This window comes from Pseudomonas sp. MWU13-2862 (assembly GCF_023242495.1).
In the GTDB taxonomy this organism is placed as follows: Bacteria; Pseudomonadota; Gammaproteobacteria; order Pseudomonadales; family Pseudomonadaceae; genus Aquipseudomonas; species Aquipseudomonas gingeri_D.
Genome location: NZ_JALMEZ010000005.1, coordinates 418,473 through 437,012, shown reverse-complemented (window position 1 = coordinate 437,012; position 18,540 = coordinate 418,473). Strand labels below are relative to the sequence as shown.

General features: G+C 62.9%; 18 protein-coding genes. 2 read left to right on the top strand and 16 right to left on the bottom strand.

Annotation, left to right across the window (positions count from 1 at the left end; genetic code table 11):
- Positions 1–37: 37 nt before the first annotated feature.
- From efeB to M5C56_RS12210, 14 genes are all read right to left on the bottom strand, one after another.
- Positions 38–1,342: an iron uptake transporter deferrochelatase/peroxidase subunit gene (gene efeB, locus M5C56_RS12275; protein WP_103497447.1), complete on the bottom strand. Its 1,305-nt coding sequence runs from the start codon at positions 1,340–1,342 to the stop codon at positions 38–40.
- Complete coding sequence (locus tag M5C56_RS12270) at positions 1,339–2,478, bottom strand: hypothetical protein (protein ID WP_103497448.1); 1,140 nt, start codon at positions 2,476–2,478, stop codon at positions 1,339–1,341. The genes efeB and M5C56_RS12270 overlap by 4 nt, the downstream gene beginning before the upstream one ends.
- Positions 2,479–2,588: 110 nt before the next feature.
- Positions 2,589–4,073, bottom strand: coding sequence for a carbohydrate porin (locus M5C56_RS12265; protein ID WP_218171191.1), 1,485 nt, complete (start codon positions 4,071–4,073; stop codon positions 2,589–2,591).
- A gap of 335 nt (positions 4,074–4,408) precedes the next feature.
- The gene (locus M5C56_RS12260; RefSeq protein ID WP_103497450.1) at positions 4,409–4,912 is read right to left on the bottom strand and encodes a TlpA disulfide reductase family protein; all 504 of its coding nucleotides are present in this window, start codon (positions 4,910–4,912) and stop codon (positions 4,409–4,411) included.
- Positions 4,913–4,938: 26 nt separating this feature from the next.
- Complete coding sequence (locus tag M5C56_RS12255) at positions 4,939–5,964, bottom strand: hypothetical protein (RefSeq protein ID WP_103497451.1); 1,026 nt, start codon at positions 5,962–5,964, stop codon at positions 4,939–4,941.
- An 85-nt stretch (positions 5,965–6,049) separates the two neighbouring features.
- Entirely contained in the window at positions 6,050–6,424 is a 375-nt protein-coding gene (locus tag M5C56_RS12250) for a DUF2946 domain-containing protein (protein ID WP_247263153.1), read from the bottom strand.
- A gap of 154 nt (positions 6,425–6,578) precedes the next feature.
- Positions 6,579–7,340 carry a 1,6-dihydroxycyclohexa-2,4-diene-1-carboxylate dehydrogenase gene (locus M5C56_RS12245; protein ID WP_103497488.1) on the bottom strand — a complete coding sequence of 254 codons (762 nt, stop codon included), beginning with the start codon at positions 7,338–7,340 and terminating at the stop codon, positions 6,579–6,581.
- 10 nt (positions 7,341–7,350) lie between these two features.
- Positions 7,351–8,373, bottom strand: coding sequence for a benzoate 1,2-dioxygenase electron transfer component BenC (gene benC, locus M5C56_RS12240; protein WP_103497453.1), 1,023 nt, complete (start codon positions 8,371–8,373; stop codon positions 7,351–7,353).
- Positions 8,374–8,383: 10 nt separating this feature from the next.
- Positions 8,384–8,872 carry a benzoate 1,2-dioxygenase small subunit gene (gene benB, locus M5C56_RS12235; protein WP_103497454.1) on the bottom strand — a complete coding sequence of 163 codons (489 nt, stop codon included), beginning with the start codon at positions 8,870–8,872 and terminating at the stop codon, positions 8,384–8,386.
- Positions 8,869–10,245, bottom strand: coding sequence for a Rieske 2Fe-2S domain-containing protein (locus M5C56_RS12230; protein WP_103497455.1), 1,377 nt, complete (start codon positions 10,243–10,245; stop codon positions 8,869–8,871). The genes benB and M5C56_RS12230 overlap by 4 nt, the downstream gene beginning before the upstream one ends.
- Positions 10,246–10,330: 85 nt before the next feature.
- Positions 10,331–11,299 carry an AraC family transcriptional regulator gene (locus M5C56_RS12225; protein ID WP_103497456.1) on the bottom strand — a complete coding sequence of 323 codons (969 nt, stop codon included), beginning with the start codon at positions 11,297–11,299 and terminating at the stop codon, positions 10,331–10,333.
- A 99-nt stretch (positions 11,300–11,398) separates the two neighbouring features.
- Positions 11,399–12,304, bottom strand: a complete 906-nt coding sequence (gene catA, locus M5C56_RS12220; RefSeq protein ID WP_103497457.1) for a catechol 1,2-dioxygenase — start codon at positions 12,302–12,304, stop codon at positions 11,399–11,401.
- A gap of 53 nt (positions 12,305–12,357) precedes the next feature.
- The gene (gene catC / locus M5C56_RS12215) at positions 12,358–12,648 is read right to left on the bottom strand and encodes a muconolactone Delta-isomerase (RefSeq protein WP_103497458.1); all 291 of its coding nucleotides are present in this window, start codon (positions 12,646–12,648) and stop codon (positions 12,358–12,360) included.
- Positions 12,649–12,672: 24 nt separating this feature from the next.
- Positions 12,673–13,794 carry a muconate cycloisomerase family protein gene (locus M5C56_RS12210; protein WP_103497459.1) on the bottom strand — a complete coding sequence of 374 codons (1,122 nt, stop codon included), beginning with the start codon at positions 13,792–13,794 and terminating at the stop codon, positions 12,673–12,675.
- Between the two features lie 102 nt (positions 13,795–13,896).
- Between M5C56_RS12210 and M5C56_RS12205 the strand changes: the two genes are divergently transcribed.
- A complete protein-coding gene (locus M5C56_RS12205) occupies positions 13,897–14,769 on the top strand; it encodes a LysR family transcriptional regulator (RefSeq protein ID WP_103497460.1) in 873 nt (290 codons plus the stop codon).
- 82 nt (positions 14,770–14,851) lie between these two features.
- Complete coding sequence (locus M5C56_RS12200; RefSeq protein WP_103497461.1) at positions 14,852–15,271, top strand: hypothetical protein; 420 nt, start codon at positions 14,852–14,854, stop codon at positions 15,269–15,271.
- A gap of 173 nt (positions 15,272–15,444) precedes the next feature.
- Here the strand turns inward: M5C56_RS12200 and M5C56_RS12195 are convergent, their stop codons facing one another.
- Both M5C56_RS12195 and M5C56_RS12190 read right to left on the bottom strand, forming a co-directional pair.
- The gene (locus M5C56_RS12195; protein ID WP_103497462.1) at positions 15,445–16,743 is read right to left on the bottom strand and encodes a chloride channel protein; all 1,299 of its coding nucleotides are present in this window, start codon (positions 16,741–16,743) and stop codon (positions 15,445–15,447) included.
- A gap of 164 nt (positions 16,744–16,907) precedes the next feature.
- The gene (locus M5C56_RS12190; protein WP_103497463.1) at positions 16,908–18,518 is read right to left on the bottom strand and encodes a gamma-glutamyltransferase family protein; all 1,611 of its coding nucleotides are present in this window, start codon (positions 18,516–18,518) and stop codon (positions 16,908–16,910) included.
- Positions 18,519–18,540 lie beyond the last annotated feature (22 nt).

Genomic DNA, 18,540 nt, shown 5'->3' with positions numbered 1-18,540 from the left:
CGCAGCCCGATACAGGCTGCGCCCTGCTCGACAGCCCTTAGCTGTCGAGCCCTTCGAACAACCCGGCACCGATGAACGAACCCTCGCTGGCACCCGGTGGGCAGGCAAAGATCCCACTCCCCACATGGGTGGTGAACTGGTTCATGATGTCCAGGGTGGACAGTTTCTTGTTGATCTTGATAAAGCCGCTGCGCGGGTCGCGCTGGTAAGCCACGAAGAACAACCCGGCATCGAGCATCATGCCCTGGCGCCATGGTGGCCAACGCTCGGCATAAAAACCCACCCCATCGTTGTAGGAGTAGGCACGCCGCAGAATCTGCGCACCGTCGTTTTCAGCGGCGGCGGACAGCCGCGCATGGGCATTGTCCGGAATGATCGGGTTGCCGTCCTTGTCTTGTGCTTCAAGATCCAGCGGGTCGGACTCGTGGGTCTTGCCCAGTGGCGCGCCACTGGCCTTGTCACGACCCACCACCTCTTCCTGGAAGCCCAGTTCCGTCCTGTCCCAGTGCTCCAGCGCGATACGGATACGCCGCACCACGACATAGGAGCCCGCCTTCATCCAGCCGCCTTCATCGCCGACCCAGACCACCTCGTCCATCATCTTGCTGTCGCGAGTGGACGGATTGTTGGTGCCATCCTTGAAACCCATCAGGTTTCGGGTGGTGCCGCCGCCAGCCGGGGGGCTGGTAAAACCGGACTGCATCCACTTGATCAGGGCCACGCCATCCGCCAGGGCGAGCAGCTCACGCAGGGCATGGAAAGCCACCTGCGGATCATCGGCACAGACCTGGATGCTCAGGTCGCCGCCACACTTCTCGGGTACCAGTTGGTCGCCGTTGAATTTCGGCAGATCGACCAGCGCTTCCGGGCGCCGCGATGCCAGGCCATAACGGTCCTTGCCATCACTGCCGACAAACAAGCCGGGACCGAAGCCAAAGGTCACGGTCAGGCGAGACGGCCTGAGCCCCTCGGCCGAACCGCCGTCCAGTGGCGCGGCATCCTTGGGCACCGCCAGTGGTTGCGCGGTCTCGCCATGGCTCATGCGATTGGCCGCAGCGGTCCAGCGCTTGAGCAGCGCGATCACATCCGCCCGCGCAGTGGTTTCCAGGTCGAACGCGGCAAACAGCGAATGGGTCTGCTGTGGCGTGACGATGCCGCCCTGGTGCACGCCATAGAACGGCTCGACTGCGGCCAACGCCTGGCCGGCCTTGGGCTTTGCCAGGCTTTCGGCCGCGGCCGCGCCGCCGGTGCCGATCACTCCCGCGGCAACGGCCAGGCTGCTGGCCGCGCTCAGGAAACGACGCCGGGACAGGCCAGGAACACTGTCGTCGTATGTACTCATTTGGCCAGGACCAGCATGTTGACGTCGTCTTCCACGTAGTAGAAGCCATCACCGGTCGGTGTCATGACCAGGCCGAACAGATCGCCGTTACCCGGTGGTGTCTGGGCCTTGTTGGCATCGATCCACTGGGCAAAGAGCTGCTTGCCGGTTTCCGGGTCGATTTCCACGACCTTGCCGTTCAAGCCGTTGGTGGTCAGCAAGTGGCCATTAGGTGCGGTGGTCAGCGCCAGCGGACGCAGCAACATGCCGTCCTTGGTCAACGTGCGGCCGACACCGGCGCTGGTGGTACGGGTGGTGGCATCCCAGATTTCGCTGATGCGGTTGGCCAGGGTATCGGAGACGTACAGCTTGTCGTCCTTGCCCATCGCCAGGCCGGTCGGGCCGACGAGGAACACACCTTTGTCAGCCTGGGCGCTGAAGCCACTGCCGACCACGGTCTGGTTGGTGATCACTGGTGGCTTGCCTTCCGGGATCTTCAGGTCCAGGCGCAGTACCGTGGACTGAATCACCACCGGTGGCGTGCCCTTGGCGCTGCCGACACCAAAACCGGCGTTGCTGACAAACAAGGTCGCGCTGGAACCGTTGTCGATCACCGCCATATTGCCCCACGGGTCGTTGATATTCGGCCCGGACCAGACATCCACCACCTTGCCGTTCGGGTCGAGCACCACCAGGCAACCGGCGCCCTTGGTGTCGGTGGTCCCGTCATTGCTCGGGGTGCTGCCGACGATCACCCAGCCACTCTTGAGCATGGTCATCGCGGTGCTGAGGCCGACGCCGCCCGGGCACTGCGGCAGGTCATGGGGCAATTGGGCAAACAACGACAGCTGCTTGGTGGTCGGGTTGTAATCGACAATGGTGGTGCCGACGCCCTGCAGGTTGGCGGCGTTGTTGAAGTTGTCGACCAGCACGTCATCCTTCTGGATTTTCCCGGCGGACACCGGCGCCACGGCAATGGCGTACGGGTTCTGGTCGCCATTGTCCGGGACCGTGGACGTCAGGGGCAGGTGCTTGTGGATGCCGGTCAGGAAACCCTGGGCATCATCCGCGTGCGCCGGCAGGGCGACATTGAAGGTCAATAGCGTGGCCAGGGCCACAAGGCCTTTGCCCAGACGCGGCAGGCTCGAATACGTCATGCAATACTCCTGATTTCTCGAAGTCGACAGGCCCTGTCGGGCAGGGCCGAAATCAAACAAAGCGGATCGGTGCGCTCGGGCCGGCGCAAAGCGCTCGGCCAGCGTCCGGTCTAGAGGGTGATGTTGGTGCGCAAGCCCCAGACCAGCGTGTCACCCATTCGCAGCGTCGGATCGTTCGGGTTCTGGCCCGCCCCTGGATTAAGCGTGTACTGAATGTCCGGTTGCAGTTGCAGCCACGGGGTCAGTTGGTACTGATAGGTCGCTTCAAGAAAGGTCTCGCCATTGCGCACGCGGTTGCCGCTGTCGAGATCCAGACCCGCGGCGCCACTGCCGACCTTGACGTAGCCCAGCGCCAGGCTGACCGTATCGGCATCGCGGCCTTCGAAAGGCGCGGCCAGGGTCACACCGGCGTTGGCACTGAAGCTGATCAGGTTGCGATCGCCCGGCGCCCCCATCAGGCGGGTGAACACGCCCACCGAACGCATGCTGTCCGGGGCCTGGCGCCAGATCATCTGGTCGGCCACGGCGTAGACGCTGTAGTTGCCCGAGTGCTCGGTGGCGGTGCCGTTGCTGTTCGGATCGGCGAGCGACAGGCCGTCGGTGCCGTAGCGCTGGTCGGCGAAGTTCTGCGTGTTGTACCAGGCGCCGAGTTTGTAGAGACCCGGCAGACCGGGGTTGGCGGTCTCCGTCTGGCCCAGAGAAGCCGGATTGACGGCGTACTGCAGCTCGGAGATGTACAGCGCGCCGGTGTGCAGGTCGAAGTTGGTGCCGTGGGCGTTCTGCCGTTGCGGGTCACCGTCGTTGGTGCCCGCCGGGTTACCGTCATAGACGCCCGCGAGGACGGTGATCGCATCGGTCGGATGGACCCGCACACGGATACCCAGGGCCGACAACGGATAGGCCGGGCCACCGGCCGGCATGTCGTAGGACGGCACCGCCGGCCAGCCGAACATGGTGTTGACGAGGGTACTGGCGTACTGGCTGACCATGAACTCCTGGTCGATGCTCTGCTGGCCGACGCGCAAATCCAGGGTCTCGTCGAGGAATTTCTGCTGGTACCAGGCTTCCCACAGACGGGTGCCGGTGTCCGCTTCGATACCGCTGGCGGTCTGCAGGGTGCCCAGCTTGTCGGCGCTGAGATTTTTCCCGTGGACGCTTATGGCGCTGATGTTCAGGGTACCGCCGGCCAGGCCGAACATCTTGAGGGTGTCGAGCTTCAGGGTCATGGTGGTGAGACCGTCGTAGTCCCCACCGCGATTCAAGCCGCCCTTGGCATTGTTCAGGTATTCGCTGGTTTCCGTCAGGCCCAGGGTCACGCCATAGGCCGCGAGGCTCGAGCGCAGCCCGCCGATATCGCCGAGCATGTTCTGGCGCGTCCAGAAACCGGTCCACTGACCGGCTGGCGCGGCCTTGATCGCCAGATCCGCTTCAGGCAGGTCCGCAGGGTTGACGTCATCTGTCGCCATGGACGGATTGGCCGTCGGCACTGCTTGCGCCGCGTTGGCGGGAGCGACCCACAGCCAGGCGACAGAGCAAGCCAGGGCGGTCGACAGAACAACACGCTGGGTGGATCGGTGGTACGACATTGCGCGCATCGATGACTCCATAAGGACTTGATCCTCACACTGCGGCAACAGGCTCGGGCCACGGGAAAGGATCAAAATGAGAATCGAAATGAGAACCGGTCTCGAATTGCGCGCATCTTAGGCCTGGGAATTTTTTAATACAATTTGTTTCAGATGAAACTTCGCCTCCAGAACATGAAACTTTTTCCCCAGGCTCTGGTTCGGGCCTCACAGGACGATATCCCCCCGCCCTTCTCGGCGCCGGCCGGAGAAAAGCACGATGTGATATCTGTAATTGGCTCCGCTATAGCGGAGCATGGCCGGTCCGAGTGCCAAAGCACTCGGCGGTTTTCAGGCTGTCAGTGCTAATGCGTCGCCAGCAACGGGTTCACCAACTGATCCAGCAGCGCCCGATCGATTTTCGGATCGCCCACGCTACCGTCCTTGCGCACCACCCCCTGCCTGTCGATGACGTAGGTCATGGGCATCCGCCAGACCCGGCCAAACCCCTTGAAATCGGCGTCCCGCTGGAACGCTGCGGGATAGCTGTAGCCGGCCATGACCTTGTGCACCATGGCGTCGTCCTCCGGCTCATCCATGCTGATCGCAATAATCTTCAGCCCTTCGCCTTTGTGCTGTTGGTAATAGGCTTCCATGGCGGGCATTTCTGCCCGGCACGGCTCGCACCAGGAAGCCCAGAAATTCACGATCACCACCTGGCCGGCCTGTTTGCGCAGATCAAAGGTCTCGCCATCCAGGGTTTTCGCCGTCAGATTCGGCGCGTGCTCGCCTACATCAATCGCCCAGGCGGGCAGACCAACCAGGCTGCAACAGAGCGCGAACAAGGGCAGCAGTCTTTTTGTGCTCATCAAGTTTCCCTCCGTCTCATGGATCACTAGAACGCGTATCGGGCGCCGATGGTCGCGGTATAGCGCGGAGCAAGCTGCACGCCGTTGACATTCTGGTAGACCGGCACCTGCACGAAGCTGTAGAGCGAGGTCTTTTTGCCGACCGGCACCGTCACACCCGGACTGAGGTAGGCCAGAGTGCCGCCGGTGCTGACGGTGTCGGCATTGGCACCCACGTCGCGCTCGACATGTCGCACATTCAGCTGGAGCTGCGGCGTGACGTAGGCGTTGCCCATGTAGCGCAGGCCGACATTCAGGTTGACGCCATCGCCTGGGCGATAGTGATCACTGGAATCAAGCGCCTTCTGCAGCAAGGCCTGGCCGAAGTAGTCCCAGTTCTTGTTCAGGGTATCCATGTAATAGACACCCAGGATGCCGTCGGTGGTCCCGGTACCCGGTTGCAGGCCACGGTCTATCGCCACAGGGCCTGGGGCGGTGGGGTCGGTGGACGGGGCGGTGTCGTCATGGGCCCCCGTGGGCAGTTTCAAGCCGAACAACACTCCCAGGTTGTGCTGCGGTGTGAACCCCTGATAACGACCGATGACCTTGACGTCGCCGAGACTGGAGGTCCTGGAGCTGTACTGGCCCCCACCATCACCTGGGGTCACACCATCCGATGCCGTGCCCAGGGTGTTATGGCTGCGAAAGATATACGGCACTTGCAGATCCACGCCCCAGCTCGCATTGAAGCTGTAGTCCAGGCCCATCGTCAGGTAGTCATTGCGGGTGTACTTTTCCACCTCCTGTGGGTTGCCGTTGTTGGAGATCTGGCTCGCGGCACCTGGAGAAATGCTGTGGCTACCACTACGCAATTGGTTCTGGTTCAGATAGTCGTAACGCAGGTCCAGTTTCAGCCCCGACGAGCTGCTGATGCCCAGATTGTCCCAATCGGAACTGAGGGTGCAGCCACAGCTGGCACAAGCCAACGCGAGGTGCGGAAATAAAGCGGTGACAGACAAAGCCGCGAGCGGCAATACGCTCCGACGGGTACGGCGCAGTGATGGCATGACCATGGGGTTGGCATTCCTGGATTAAGTTGCAACGCATAGGGGCAAACCACCCAAACAGACTGGGGAGGATTTGCCATTGCAAGGAGAATCAGGAAAAAGCAGGCGGGCCGCGCGGCTCGGAGACCAGCCAGACTGTGCTGGCGTAGGGAGGGTAGATCGCTTGTGCCAGTACGACGTCAGTGCGACCGGAAAGCTGCCACTGAACGACGCTGGGCGGTAAACCGATATCGACCGCATGGACGACACACAGCAGGCAATGGCATTCATGGTACTGGTCCGGCGAGGGATCGCGGCTGCCGGAGGACGTGTCGTGTCCGGTCATGCCGACCATGTTGCAATGCTCGCCCATCATCATCGACTGCCCATGGGCAGCCGGCAGCAACAGCATCACGCTCGGCAGCAACGCCGCAAGCATGGCCAGGCAAATGGCAAGCTGACGCAATGAGTGGGAAAACCGGGGCATGGACACGAAAGTGACGTCGCTGATTATTATTGGCGCCAAGGGTGACAAACAACGGTCACCAGTACAACGTGTCGGCAACGGTTGCGACATTGTGCCGCAACACGTTTCAGGCAACAGTCTATATATAGCTTATATAACGGCCCGGCGCGTCAGCTCAGCCCAGATCACCTCCTCCTACTGGCAAGGTCACGCCAGTAATGTAGGAAGCATCGTCGCTGGCGAGAAAAAGGATCGCCCCTGCCTGTTCGTCGATGCTGCCATAACGCTTCATCAAGCTGCTGTCCACGGTCTGCTCGACGATCTGTCGATACCAGGCTTGTTCATCGCCGCTGGGTGCCTGGGCATTGCGCGGGATACGCCGCGGCGGCGCATCGGTGCCGCCCGGTGCCGTGGCGTTGACCCGAATCCCGCGGCCGGCGGTCTCGAAGGCCAGGCAGGCGGTCAGGGCATTGACCCCGCCCTTGGCCGCGCCATAGGGCACCCGATTGATCCCGCGCGTAGCCACCGACGAGACATTGACGATCGCCCCGCCGCCCTGCTCCAGCATGTAGGGCAATACCGCATGGCAGCACCAGAGGGTCGGGAACAGTGAGCGGCGCACCTCCGCTTCGATCTCGGTTTCCTGGTAATGCTCGAAAGGCTTGGCCCAGATGGTTCCGCCGACGTTGTTGACGAGGATATCGATCCTCCCGAAACGTTTCTGGGCGGCCCGCATGACCTCTGTACAAGGAGCATGCTGCTCCAGGTCGGCAGTCAGGCTGAGGACCCGTTCGCCATGCAGCTCGTGGACCAGTTCGGAACGGTCCACGGCCACCAGCCAGGCGCCCTCCTCCAGCAAGCGTTCGGCCACTCGCCGACCGATGCCCTGGGCCGCGCCGGTGACCAGCGCGACTTTGTCCTTGAAACGTGGGTTCATCACGATCTCCTCAGGCGGCATCGCCGGTCACCAGGGTATTGGCGGTGAATTTCTCGTAGTGGAAGCTGCTTGGGGTCACGCCCTCTGCCTTGAAGTGCTGCCGTACGGCATCGACCATCGGCGGCGGGCCACACAGGTAAACGTCGACCTCCCCGCCGTTGAGCAACCCGGGCGCGATGTGCCGGGTCACATAACCCTGGCGCGGGTGCAGGGTCCGCGGGTCGGAGACACAGGTGACGAAGGTGAAATTCGGCAAGCGCTCGCTGAACCCTTGCAACGTCTCGACCATGACCAGGTCCTGGTCCCGGGAAACCCCATAAATCAGATGGATCGGCTGACGTTCGTTGCGCTCGGCGAGCACTTCGAGCATCGACAGAAACGGCGCCAGTCCGGTACCACCGGCCAGGAACAGCAACGGCCGGGTCACCGTGCGCAGGTAGAAACTGCCCAGCGGCCCGGCCATCGACACTTTCTCTCCGGCTTGGGCCCGACCCAGCCAGCCGCTCATCAGCCCACCCGGGACATGCTTGATCAGAAAGCTGACATGGTGCTCGCCGGGCAGGCTGCTGAACGAATACGAGCGGGTCTGTTCACTGCCGGGGACGCCGATATTCACGTACTGTCCCGGCAGGAACGCTGGTGCCTGATCAAGTTCGAAACGGACTTCCAGAGCTGCGTCGGCGTGAGCGGTGATCCCCGCCAGGGTCGCGTCGAACCGCGAGGTGCCGGTCTTGCAGGTGCCGGACGGCACCGGCACGGCCAGCACACAGTCGCTTTCGGGAATCATCTGGCAAGTCAGCACCTGGCGCTGCTCGACCTCATCGGCCCCCAGCGCTTCCTCGAGATAATCTTCGCCGAGGTCATAGGCGCCGCTTTCGCAACGGCATTTGCAGGTACCGCAGACGCCGTCGGAGCAGTCCATGGGCAGGTTGATCCGTTGGCGAAAGGCGGCGTCGAGCACCTTCTCGCCGGCCTTGCAGTCGATAAAACGAGTGACCCCATCCTCGAAGTTCAGGGCGATGCGATACGTCATGGGCCGGCCCTCAGATATGATAGATATCAATGACTTGGTGGATATAGTCGTTCTTGAGTATCACCTTCTTGCGGGTGATCAGCGGTTGCTCGCCGCTGATATCCAGGCGATAGAACGAGGTCCCGAAGTACGAATCCGTGGTCTTGTAGCGATGGCTGAGGGTATGCCAGTTGAAGCGCAGCTCGACTTCACGCTCATCACTGTCCAGCACTTCCAGGTTGGCGATCAGGTGCACGGTGCGCGGCTGCGGGGTGCTGGCGCTGGAGCGTTCGGTCTTGATCCGGAACACGCGGTCTTCCAGGCCGTCGCGGTTGGGGTAGTAGATCAGCGAAATCTCGCGCTGCGGGTCTTCGGTCAGGCTGTCGTGGTCATCCCAGGCCGGCATCCAGAATTGCGCCTGCTGGCTATAGCATTGCAGCCATTCGTCCCACTGGCGGTCGTCGAGCAGTCGGGCCTCGCGGTAGAGGAAATCCAGCAAACGATCACGTGAAAGGTTCATACCTGGCCCTCCTTGTCCGTGGCGATCAAACCTTTGCGCTCGCGCTCCAGCGCCGTGAGCAGGCTCTCGGCCCAATGCGCGTGCTGGCGCACGAACAGACCTTCGTCCTCGGTCTTGATACCGCTGAGCAGCGGTTGCATGCCCATCGCCCGGGCATTCTCGTCGGCGCCTTCCAGCCATTGTTTGGCGCCACGGCTGAGGTCGTTCCACAACGGGATCGAGCCCTGGTAGCCGGTCTGGCAGGAGCGAAACTCCTCCAGGTCATCGGGCGTGCCCATGCCGCTGACGTTGAAGAAGTCCTCGTATTGGCGGATACGGGTTGCGCGCTCCTCGGCGCTTTCACCCTTGGGCGCCATGCAATAGATGGTCACTTCGGTCTTGTCCACCGCGATCGGCCGCACCACACGGATCTGCGTCGAGAACTGATCCATCAGATAGACGTTGGGGTACAGGCACAGGTTGCGGGTCTGATCGACGATAAAGTCGGCACGTTCCTGACCCAAGCGCTCAGCCAGAGCCTGACGATGAGCATGCACCGGACGGACCTCCGGGTTGAGCAAGCGGGTCCAGAGCAGGATATGGCCATGCTCGAAGGCGTAGACGCCGCCCAGGCTTTTCGACCAGCCGTTGGCATCCACGGTGCGCGTGCCCTGGGACTCGTAGTTGCGCCGCTGCATGGTCGCCGAGTAGTTCCAGTGCACGGAGCTGACGTGGTAACCGTCGGCACCGTTCTCGATTTGCAGCTTCCAGTTGCCGTCGTAGACATAGGACGAGCTGCCCCGCAGCACCTCCAGGCCTTCGGGTGCCTGGTCGACCATCTGGTCGATGATGACCCGGGTTTCCCCCAGGTAATCGTTCAGCGTCGGGACTTGCTCCGAGAGGCTGCCGAACAGGAAGCCGCGATAGTTTTCGAAGCGCCCCAGGCGCCGCAGATCATGGGAACCGTCGCAGTCGAAGCGGTCCGGGTAGGCGCCGGTCTTGCCATCCTTGACCTTGAGCAGCTTGCCGGTGTTGCTGAAGGTCCAGCCGTGGAACGGACAGGTAAACGAACCCTTGTTGCCTTGCTTGTGGCGGCAGAGCATGGCGCCACGGTGGGCGCAGGCGTTGACCAGGCCATGGAGCAGGCCCTGTTTGTCGCGGGTGATCACCACCGGCTGGCGGCCGATAAAGGTCGTGAAGTAGTCGTTGATCTCCGGGACCTGGCTTTCATGGGCCAGGTAGACCCAGCCGCCTTCAAAGATGTGTTTCATTTCCAGCGAAAACAGTTCGGTGTCGGTGAAGATGTCGCGGCGGCAGCGGAACGTTCCGCTGGCGGGGTCTTCCTGAACCGACTCGCGGATCTGGCAGGCGAGTCTGTCGAGTGTGTCGGTCATGGGCTGGGCCCTCCATTGTTCTTGTCTCAGGCGCCCTCACCTTATGCCTGCCCTGACTGTCACAATATCCGCCCCCTGCAAATCGCTATCCGCTACGTGCAGCCCCCTCCCGCTGGCGGCGCCAGGTGTGCGAAGGCAGCTCGCCAAAGCGTTTGCGATAGGTTTCGGAGAAGCGCCCCAGGTGAACAAAACCATGGTCCAGCGCCACTTCGGTGACACTGCGGGCGCCCGGTAGCTGCAATAGCGCATGCACCCGCTCCAGCTTGCGCTGGCGCACATAGTCGCGGGGCGAAAGACCGACATGCCGTTCGAACAGTAAATACAGGGAGCGCTCGCTGACCCGCGCCACCTCGCGCAATTGCTCTACACCGATCTCATCGTGCAGATGCGCCTCGATAAATTGGCGGACCGCTTCGAAGCCACCAGCGCTCTCCGCCTCGGGGCGGACCCGTTGCACATTGCTTGCCAGCAGGCCCAGCAGCTTGCTGGCAACGATGCGTTCATACAGCGCCTGCACTTCAGGCCCCGCACAGCTCTCGGCTTCGTGACAGATCAGCGTCAGCAACGGTACGAAACCGTCCAGCCCGGCCAGGTCGCAGCGCTCGCTGTCGAAGCGAATGCCCTGGCGCGGCAGCAGCCAGTGCTGATCCAGGCAGGCATTTTCCAGCAAGCGCACCGGCAGCTTGACGATAAATTTCTCGCAATCGGCCGAATAGGTCAGGTCCACCGGATCATCCGGGTTGATCAGCAGGATCTCACCGGGCGTATAGATCCGCTCCTCGCCCCGGAAGCTTGAACGGCAGTGTCCGCTCAGCAGTATCTGCAAGTGATAGATGGTTTCCAGGGCCGGCGACGTTACCTGGACCCGGGCGCCGTAGCTGATGCGGCACAGGTCAAGGCTGGAAAAGGTCCGGTGCTTGATACTCGCTTGCGGGCGGCCCCTGGGCGGCAGGCGAATGCAATGGCTGCCGACATGCTGGTTGACATACTCGGAGACCGCATGGGCATCGGCCTGTTCGAAAATCCGGCTGCGCTCACTCAACAAAGTGGTCATGGGATAAGCCTCTCTTGTTTTTCCATCAAGGCTGGCAGGACGACAAAAGTCCCGCGGGCAGACGCACGCGGGACCTGTAACGCCGGAACGCGGCGAGGGTCAGGCTTCGAGTGCCCGCACCCGCTCACCCTTGTCCTGTTCCTTGGCGGCATCGGTCGACTGCAAGGCAAAATCGAAGTCGATCTCGGCATGCCGCCCGTTCGCGTCTTCCTTGAAGAAAATTTCGGCAATCAACTCGTCGCGGGTGGCGTAGGCAAAGTCGTCGTGCAGGTAGGGATCGCCCGCCAGGTTGATCTGTGTGGTCAGGTGACGATGACCCGGGGCGGAAATAAAGAAGTGGATATGCGCCGGGCGCTGGCCGTGCCGGCCCAGTTGATCGAGCAACTGCTGGGTCGGGCCGTCCGGCGGGCAACCGTAGCCGGAGGGCACGATGCTCTGGAAGCGGTAGCGACCTTCGGCGTCGGTACGGATGCGCCGGCGCAGGTTGAACTCCGACTGCGAAGGATCGAAGTAGGAATAGGTGCCACCGGTGTTGGCATGCCAGACATCGACCAGCGCGTGGGCCAGTGGCTTGCCGTCGAGGCCGCGGACCTGACCGCGCATAAACAGCACGGTGCCCGGATCAAGGCCGTCATCCAGCCGGGCCTCTTCTTCGCAGAGTGGCGCACCGGCCACATACAGCGGTCCTTCAATGGTCCGTGGCGTGCCACCGACATGACCGGCCTGCTCGTCTTCGGCATCCAGCAACAGGTCGAGATAGTGTTCCAGGCCCAACCCGGCGACCAGCAGGCCGGCCTCCTGGCGGCTGCCCAGTTCGTTCAGGTAGTTCACGGCCTTCCAGAACTCTTCCGGCGAGATCCGCAGGTCTTCGATCAGGCGGATGCTGTCGCTCAACACCCGGTGGACAATCTGCTTCACCCGTGGATTGCCGGCAGCCTGGTCAAGGCCGGCGGCGCCTTCGAAGAAGCTCTGGACTTCGGCGGTTTGGGAAATACGAACGGTCATGCTGCTGTTCCTCATCATTGTTCTTGTGGATGCAAACCTTGGAAAACCCCGGCTCAGCGGTCGTCGTCATGGACCGAAGAGGGATGCCTGCACAGCGCCATGACCTCGATCTCCATATAGGGATAAAGCGGCAGTTGCATCAGGGTATCGTGCAGCGCCTGGGCATCCGGCACATCAAAGACGCTGACATTGGCATACAACCCGGCGATGCGCCAAAGGTGGCGCCAGGTGCCCTCCCGTTGCAGACGCTGGGCCAGTTCGCGTTCATCGGCCTTGAGTCGCGCAGCCTGTTCGGCCGGCATGTCGGTGGGCAGTTTGACGGTCATGCGTACGTGAAAAAGCATGGTGTGTCCTCTGGGTTCAGGAAGTCAGTGGCGGGCAAAACGCGCCAGGCGTTCTTCATCGATGACCAGGCCGAGCCCGGGAGTCTTCGGGATCAGCAACTGGAAATCACGATAGGTCGGCGGTTCGACCAGAATGTCTTCGGTCAGCAGCAACGGGCCGAACAGTTCGGTGTGCCACTCCAGCCTGTCGAGGGTGGCGAAAGCATGCGCGGCCGCCAGGGTGCCGATACTGCCTTCGAGCATGGTGCCGCCGTACAGGCCGATACCCGCCGCCTCGGCAATCGCTGCCGTACGCAGCACGGCACGCGGGCCGCCGGTCTTGGCGATCTTCAGGGCAAAAATACTCGCGGCGCCCATCTGCGCCAGGGCAAAGCTGTCCTGCACCGACTCGATGGCTTCGTCGGCCATCAGCGGGATCGGGCTATGGGCGCTCAAACGCACCATGCCGGCACGATCATGGCGGGACAGCGGCTGCTCGATCAGCTCGACCCCGGCCTCGGCCAGTTGGCGACAGGCACGCACCGCCACGGCCTCGCTCCAGGCCTGGTTGACGTCCACCCGCACGCTGGCGCGGTCACCCAGTGCGCGCTTGATCGCCGCGACATGGGCGATATCCCGCGCCGGTTCGCCGGCACCGATCTTGAGTTTGAAATGGCGATGGCGGCGCAGGTCGAGCATACGCTCGGCTTCCTCGATGTCCTTGCCGGTGTCGCCGCTGGCCAGGGTCCAGGCCACTTCCACACCGTCCCGCAGCCGACCACCGAGCAGTTCGGCCAGCGGCAGCCCGAGGCGTTTGCCCTGGGCATCGAGCAACGCGGTCTCCACCGCCGAGCGGGCGAAGGTATTACCGCGAATGGCCCGGTCGACCCGTTGCATGGCGGCGTTGACATTGCTGGCGTCCTGGCCGATCAGCAGCGGCGCGAACCAGGTATCGAGGTTGACCTTGATGCTTTCCGGGCTTTCCCCGGCATACGCGAGGCCACCAATGGTGGTGGCCTCGCCGATGCCGACGATACCGTCGCTGCAACGGATACGCAGGATCACCAGCGTCTGGCCGTGCATGGTGTGCATCGCCAGTTTGTGAGGACGAATGGTGGGCAAATCGACAATCTGGGTATCGAAGTGTTCGATCGTTACAGCGCTCATGGCGTATCCATCTACGTGGTATTGGTCTTTCCGCCATGATTGACGCTCAAGGCGGTGCCGGTCCAATATTGAATAAGTCTCGCTTCATACCCAGGAGGTATCGTGGAGCTTCGTCATTTGCGTTATTTCAAGGTGCTCGCCCAGACCTTGAACTTCACCCGTGCGGCCGAGTTGTTGAACATCGCCCAACCGCCCCTGAGCCGGCAGATCCAGCAACTGGAAGATGAATTGGGGGTGGCGCTGCTGGAGCGTTCGCGGCCCTTGCGCCTGACCGAGGCCGGGCGTTTTTTCCAGGAGCATTCCAGCCAGCTGCTCGAACAGCTTGAGCGGGTTTGTGACGATACCCGGCGCGTGGCCGCCGGCCGCAAGCGCTGGTTGGGTATCGGCTTTGCGCCTTCGACCCTCTACGGTGCCCTGCCCGACCTGATCCGCCGCCTGCGCAGTTTTGGCGATATCGAGCTGGGCCTGTCGGAGCTGATCACCCTGCAACAACTGGAGGCGCTGAAAAGCGGGCGGATCGATATCGGCTTTGGGCGGATGCTGTTCGATGATCCGGCCATCGTCCAGAAAGTCCTCCGCCAGGATCCCCTGGTCGCAGCCTTGCCGGCCGGGCATCCGCTGCTCGGGCGACCGGTCAGCCTCAAGGAGTTGGCCGCGCAGCCGTTTATCCTCTACCCCGCCAGCCCGCGCCCCAGCTATGCCGACCATGTCCTGGGGGTGTTCGCCGGGCATGGCCTGAGTATCCACGTGGCGCAGATGGCCAACGAACTGCAGACCACCATCGGCCTGGTGGCCGCCGGGGTCGGCATTGCCCTGGTACCGGCCTCGGTTCAGCGCTTGCACCGGGATGACATTGGTTACACCTCGTTGCAGGACAGCAGCATCACCTCGCCCATCGTGCTCAGCTACCGGGCGGGCGACGTCTCGGAGGTGTTGCAGCGTTGTCTGAACCTGTTGAACAGTCATGACGAGTAGCACTTTTTCGAGCGCTTTTCATTTGTCTGATCCCACGGTTGGTTGCAAACTGCAAATCTGCCGTGATCTACAAGGAGCCAGAATGACCGAGCACAGCACGGGGGTCACACTCACTGCCAAGGGCCTGGTGTTCGAGGATGACTGTGGCGAACCCTTTCTGCAGGACGACGCCGTGCGCGGGCTGCTGGAGAAAGTCTTTGCCGATAGCGGCGTCGATATCACCGCGATCCACACCCAGAGCCAGTACAAGAAGGCCTTGCGGCATGTGATGATCAGTTCGATCCAGGGTCCGGGCGGTATCGAGGCGATCCTGGCCATGGCGCTGCAAGGCGTCGAGCTGCTGCATCAGCAATTCGCCGGGCGCGATGACTTCCAGTCGCGGCTGTGTGCCGGTGCGCTGCAAGGCCTGTTGAATGGCGATCCGGATGGTTTGGCCAAGGCCAAGAGAGCCAGCAAGATACTTGCCAGCGGCTTGCGCCCAGTCGCCGCGCCACGAGAGTAGGAGCAGCGAAGCGTTGGCAGCCTTGAGGGCCTCTTCGCGGGCAAGCCCTGCTCCTACAGTGGGCTGTTGAATACAGATCTTGCGTACGACATGAACCTGTAGGAGCAGAGCTTGCTCGCGAACCGCTGCAAGCGGCCATTCACCGCAGAGCTACGGCACCGACGCCAGGGGAGTCAGCGCTTAGACCTGTTGATCACCTCACACAAGCGACTCATGCACACCGAGCCCACCACCGCGAGAATGATCGGCACCAGGAAGTCGTGATCGATCCGGGTGAACTCCGCCACCAGCACAATGGCCGTGAGCGGCATGCTCATGGAGGCCGCCAGGAATGCCGCCGCACCGACAATGGCAAAGGCCCCCAGGGCAACACCTGGAAATGCCAGGCTCCATAATCCCCCCAGCAGAATCGCCATCAGCGCACCAATCGCCAGGGCGGGCGTCAGCAGCCCGCCTTCGGCCCCGGCCCGCAAGCTGGCGCTGGTCACCAGCACCTTGGCCACCAACAGCGCGGCCGCCAGCCCCAACGTCAGTTCGCTGTCAAAGCCCAACTGCGCCGGCCCCTTGCCGTTACCCAGCACCTGGGGCAGATAGACCGCCACGCAACCGATCAGGGTGAAGTTGATCAAGGACAACACCGGCAAGCGCCAGCCGCGGGCAGCCTGGATCCGGGCGCGACCGGTCAGTTGCACAAAACCATAAGCGGCGAGCCCGAACAGCGGCCCGGCCAGCATCGACCAGGCGAGCAGCCCGGGTGTCAGCGCCAGGCTCGGCACCACGTATTGCACCTGCGCGCCCAGTCCGACCCAGGCCACGGCGGCGCCAATCGCCGAAGTCGCCAGGGCCATGATCGCCGCCGGCCAACTGAACACCGCCAGCAAGCCTTCCAGGACAAATACCGCGCCCCCCAATGGCACGTTATAGACCGCCGCCAACCCGGCCCCTGCCCCGCAGGCAATCAGCAGCCGGTGGGTTTCGGGGGGCAACTGCGCCTTGCGCGATAACCAGGCACCGACCAGTGCGCCGACCTCCCGGGGCGCGACTTCACGGCCCAGCGGCGAGCCCAGGGCCACGGTGATGATCTGCAACAGCGCATGGCACACCGTGGTCTTGGGCGGCATCGCCGGACCCTCGGGCGCCACGGCTTTCTTGATACCGACCAGCGGGCTGCCGAATCGATAGATCGCCCACCAGCCCAGGCCCGCCACCAGACCGCAGAGCGCCAGGGCCAGGATCCGTCGCGACGTCGAGGCGCTGCTCACGCCGATCAGGAAGCTTTCATGGCTGGTGAGGCTGTCCTGGCCATAGCCATAGGCCAGGTGTTGGATCGCGTGCAACAACATCGCCAGCAGCGTGCCGCCGAGACCCGCACCGATGCCGGTGAGGATGACCACGAGGGAGAGAACGAATAATGCGTGGACTCTGGAACGAACCTTGGTTTCAGTGTGTAGCGACGATTCCGGCAAGGCCATTCAAGACTCCGCGAGGTCTGGTGCACAACGACCGGATGGCCGCACGCCGGAGGTGATTATGTCGCCTGTCGCGACATCTGCACATCCCGCTCTGCCAGCCATCCTATCCTCAAGCACCTCCGTCCTTCCGGTATTGGGCAGTCACCTTGAGGATCTGAGCACCGTTACCACACGGCGATATGGGAATCGGTACGCGGTTCGGTACCGCCGCACAGCACACCACTGAGCGGGTCGCGCAGAATGATCTGGCCACGTCCATATTCGGTGAGGTCACAGGTGATTTGCACCTGATGGCCGCGCCGCGCCAGCCCCATCGCCAGGTCCCGTGAAGCGCCCTGCTCGATACCCACCTTCATCTCCCCCAGCCATTGCCAGCGCGGTGCATCCAGGGCGGCCTGGGGGTTGAGACCGAAGTCCACCAGGTTCATCACCATCTGCACGTGGCCCTGGGGCTGCATATAGCCGCCCATCACACCGAACGGCCCGAGGGGTTCGCTGCCCTGGCTGAGAAAGCCGGGGATGATCGTGTGATAGGTCTTCTTGCCGGGCACCAGGCAGTTGGCATGGCTCGGTTCGAGGCTGAATTCCTGCCCACGGTTCTGCAAGGCGATGCCGCTGTCGGGCAGCACCACGCCGGAACCGAAGCCGTGATAGTTGCTCTGGATAAACGAAACCATATTGCCTTCGGCATCGGCGCTGGCCAGGTACACCGTGCCGCTGGCATGGGGATCGCCAGGCTTGGGCGGCAGCGCCTGCTCGCCGATCTGCCCGCGGCGGCGGGCGCTGTAGTCGTCGCTGAGCAGGTCCGCCACCGCTACCCGCATATGCAAGGGGTCGGTGATGTAGTGCAGGCCGTCGCTGTAGGCCAGCTTCATGGCCTCCAGCTGGCGATGCCAGGTCTGCTGGCTGTCGCGATGGTCAAAGCTGAAGCCTTCAAGGATTTTCAACGCCATCAGCGCCACCAGCCCCTGGCCGCTGGGCGGGATTTCCCAGACGTCATAACCGCGGTAGTTGATATGGATCGGCTCGACCCACTGCGCGCGATAACCCTGCAGGTCGCTGCCGCGCAGGTAACCGCCGGTGGCACGGGAATGGGCATCCAGGCGCGCGGCCAGTTCACCGCGATACAGGCTTTCGCACGCCGTGGCGGCCAGCTCTTCAAGGGTCCGGGCCTGGGCCGGATTGCGGAACAGCTCGCCGGCCCGGGGGGCGCGGCCCTCGATCAGGAACGTCTCGAACCAGGGCTCAAGTACCGCGTCGCGCTGCGGACTGAACTCGACCAGCGCCTGTTGCCATTTGTAGGCGATGACCGGCGACACGGGAAAACCCTCCCGGGCCAGGCTGATGGCCGGCTGCAGCAGCTCGGCAAAGGGCAACTTGCCAAAGCGTTTCGACAATTCGGCCCAGGCCGACGGGCAGCCCGGTACGGTTACCGGGGTCCAACCATACAGCGGCATTTGTGTATGCCCCGCCGCCTTGACCGCCTCGATGCTCAGGGCCGCCGGGGCCTGGCCGTTGCCGTTGAGGCCGTGCAGTTTGCCCTTGCACCAGACCAGCGCGAAGGCATCGCCACCGAGGCCACAGCCGGTGGGCTCGACCACCGTCAGCGCCGCCGCCGTGGCGATGGCAGCGTCAATCGCATTGCCGCCCTTGCGCATGATCTCGATGCCGGCTTCCGCGGCCAGGGGTTGCGAGGCCGCCACCATGCCACGGCGGGCAAACACGCTCTGGCGTTGCGACGGATAAGGATATTCGTGGGCAGAAAATTTCAACATGGCAAAAGTTCTTCCAAACAAG

Coding starts and splice junctions, on each gene's coding strand:
- M5C56_RS12200 (WP_103497461.1), top strand. CDS start 14,852: ATGACCGAGCACAGCACGGGGGTCACACTCACTGCCAAGGGCCTGGTG.
- benB (WP_103497454.1), bottom strand. CDS start 8,872: ATGAACCTTTCACGTGATCGTTTGCTGGATTTCCTCTACCGCGAGGCC.
- M5C56_RS12210 (WP_103497459.1), bottom strand. CDS start 13,794: ATGAGCGCTGTAACGATCGAACACTTCGATACCCAGATTGTCGATTTG.
- catC (WP_103497458.1), bottom strand. CDS start 12,648: ATGCTTTTTCACGTACGCATGACCGTCAAACTGCCCACCGACATGCCG.
- M5C56_RS12270 (WP_103497448.1), bottom strand. CDS start 2,478: ATGACGTATTCGAGCCTGCCGCGTCTGGGCAAAGGCCTTGTGGCCCTG.
- M5C56_RS12225 (WP_103497456.1), bottom strand. CDS start 11,299: ATGACCACTTTGTTGAGTGAGCGCAGCCGGATTTTCGAACAGGCCGAT.
- M5C56_RS12260 (WP_103497450.1), bottom strand. CDS start 4,912: ATGAGCACAAAAAGACTGCTGCCCTTGTTCGCGCTCTGTTGCAGCCTG.
- M5C56_RS12250 (WP_247263153.1), bottom strand. CDS start 6,424: ATGCCCCGGTTTTCCCACTCATTGCGTCAGCTTGCCATTTGCCTGGCC.
- M5C56_RS12195 (WP_103497462.1), bottom strand. CDS start 16,743: ATGGCCTTGCCGGAATCGTCGCTACACACTGAAACCAAGGTTCGTTCC.
- M5C56_RS12190 (WP_103497463.1), bottom strand. CDS start 18,518: ATGTTGAAATTTTCTGCCCACGAATATCCTTATCCGTCGCAACGCCAG.
- catA (WP_103497457.1), bottom strand. CDS start 12,304: ATGACCGTTCGTATTTCCCAAACCGCCGAAGTCCAGAGCTTCTTCGAA.
- M5C56_RS12245 (WP_103497488.1), bottom strand. CDS start 7,340: ATGAACCCACGTTTCAAGGACAAAGTCGCGCTGGTCACCGGCGCGGCC.
- M5C56_RS12265 (WP_218171191.1), bottom strand. CDS start 4,073: ATGCGCGCAATGTCGTACCACCGATCCACCCAGCGTGTTGTTCTGTCG.
- benC (WP_103497453.1), bottom strand. CDS start 8,373: ATGACGTATCGCATCGCCCTGAACTTCGAGGATGGGGTCACTCGTTTT.
- efeB (WP_103497447.1), bottom strand. CDS start 1,342: ATGAGTACATACGACGACAGTGTTCCTGGCCTGTCCCGGCGTCGTTTC.
- M5C56_RS12255 (WP_103497451.1), bottom strand. CDS start 5,964: ATGGTCATGCCATCACTGCGCCGTACCCGTCGGAGCGTATTGCCGCTC.
- M5C56_RS12230 (WP_103497455.1), bottom strand. CDS start 10,245: ATGACCGACACACTCGACAGACTCGCCTGCCAGATCCGCGAGTCGGTT.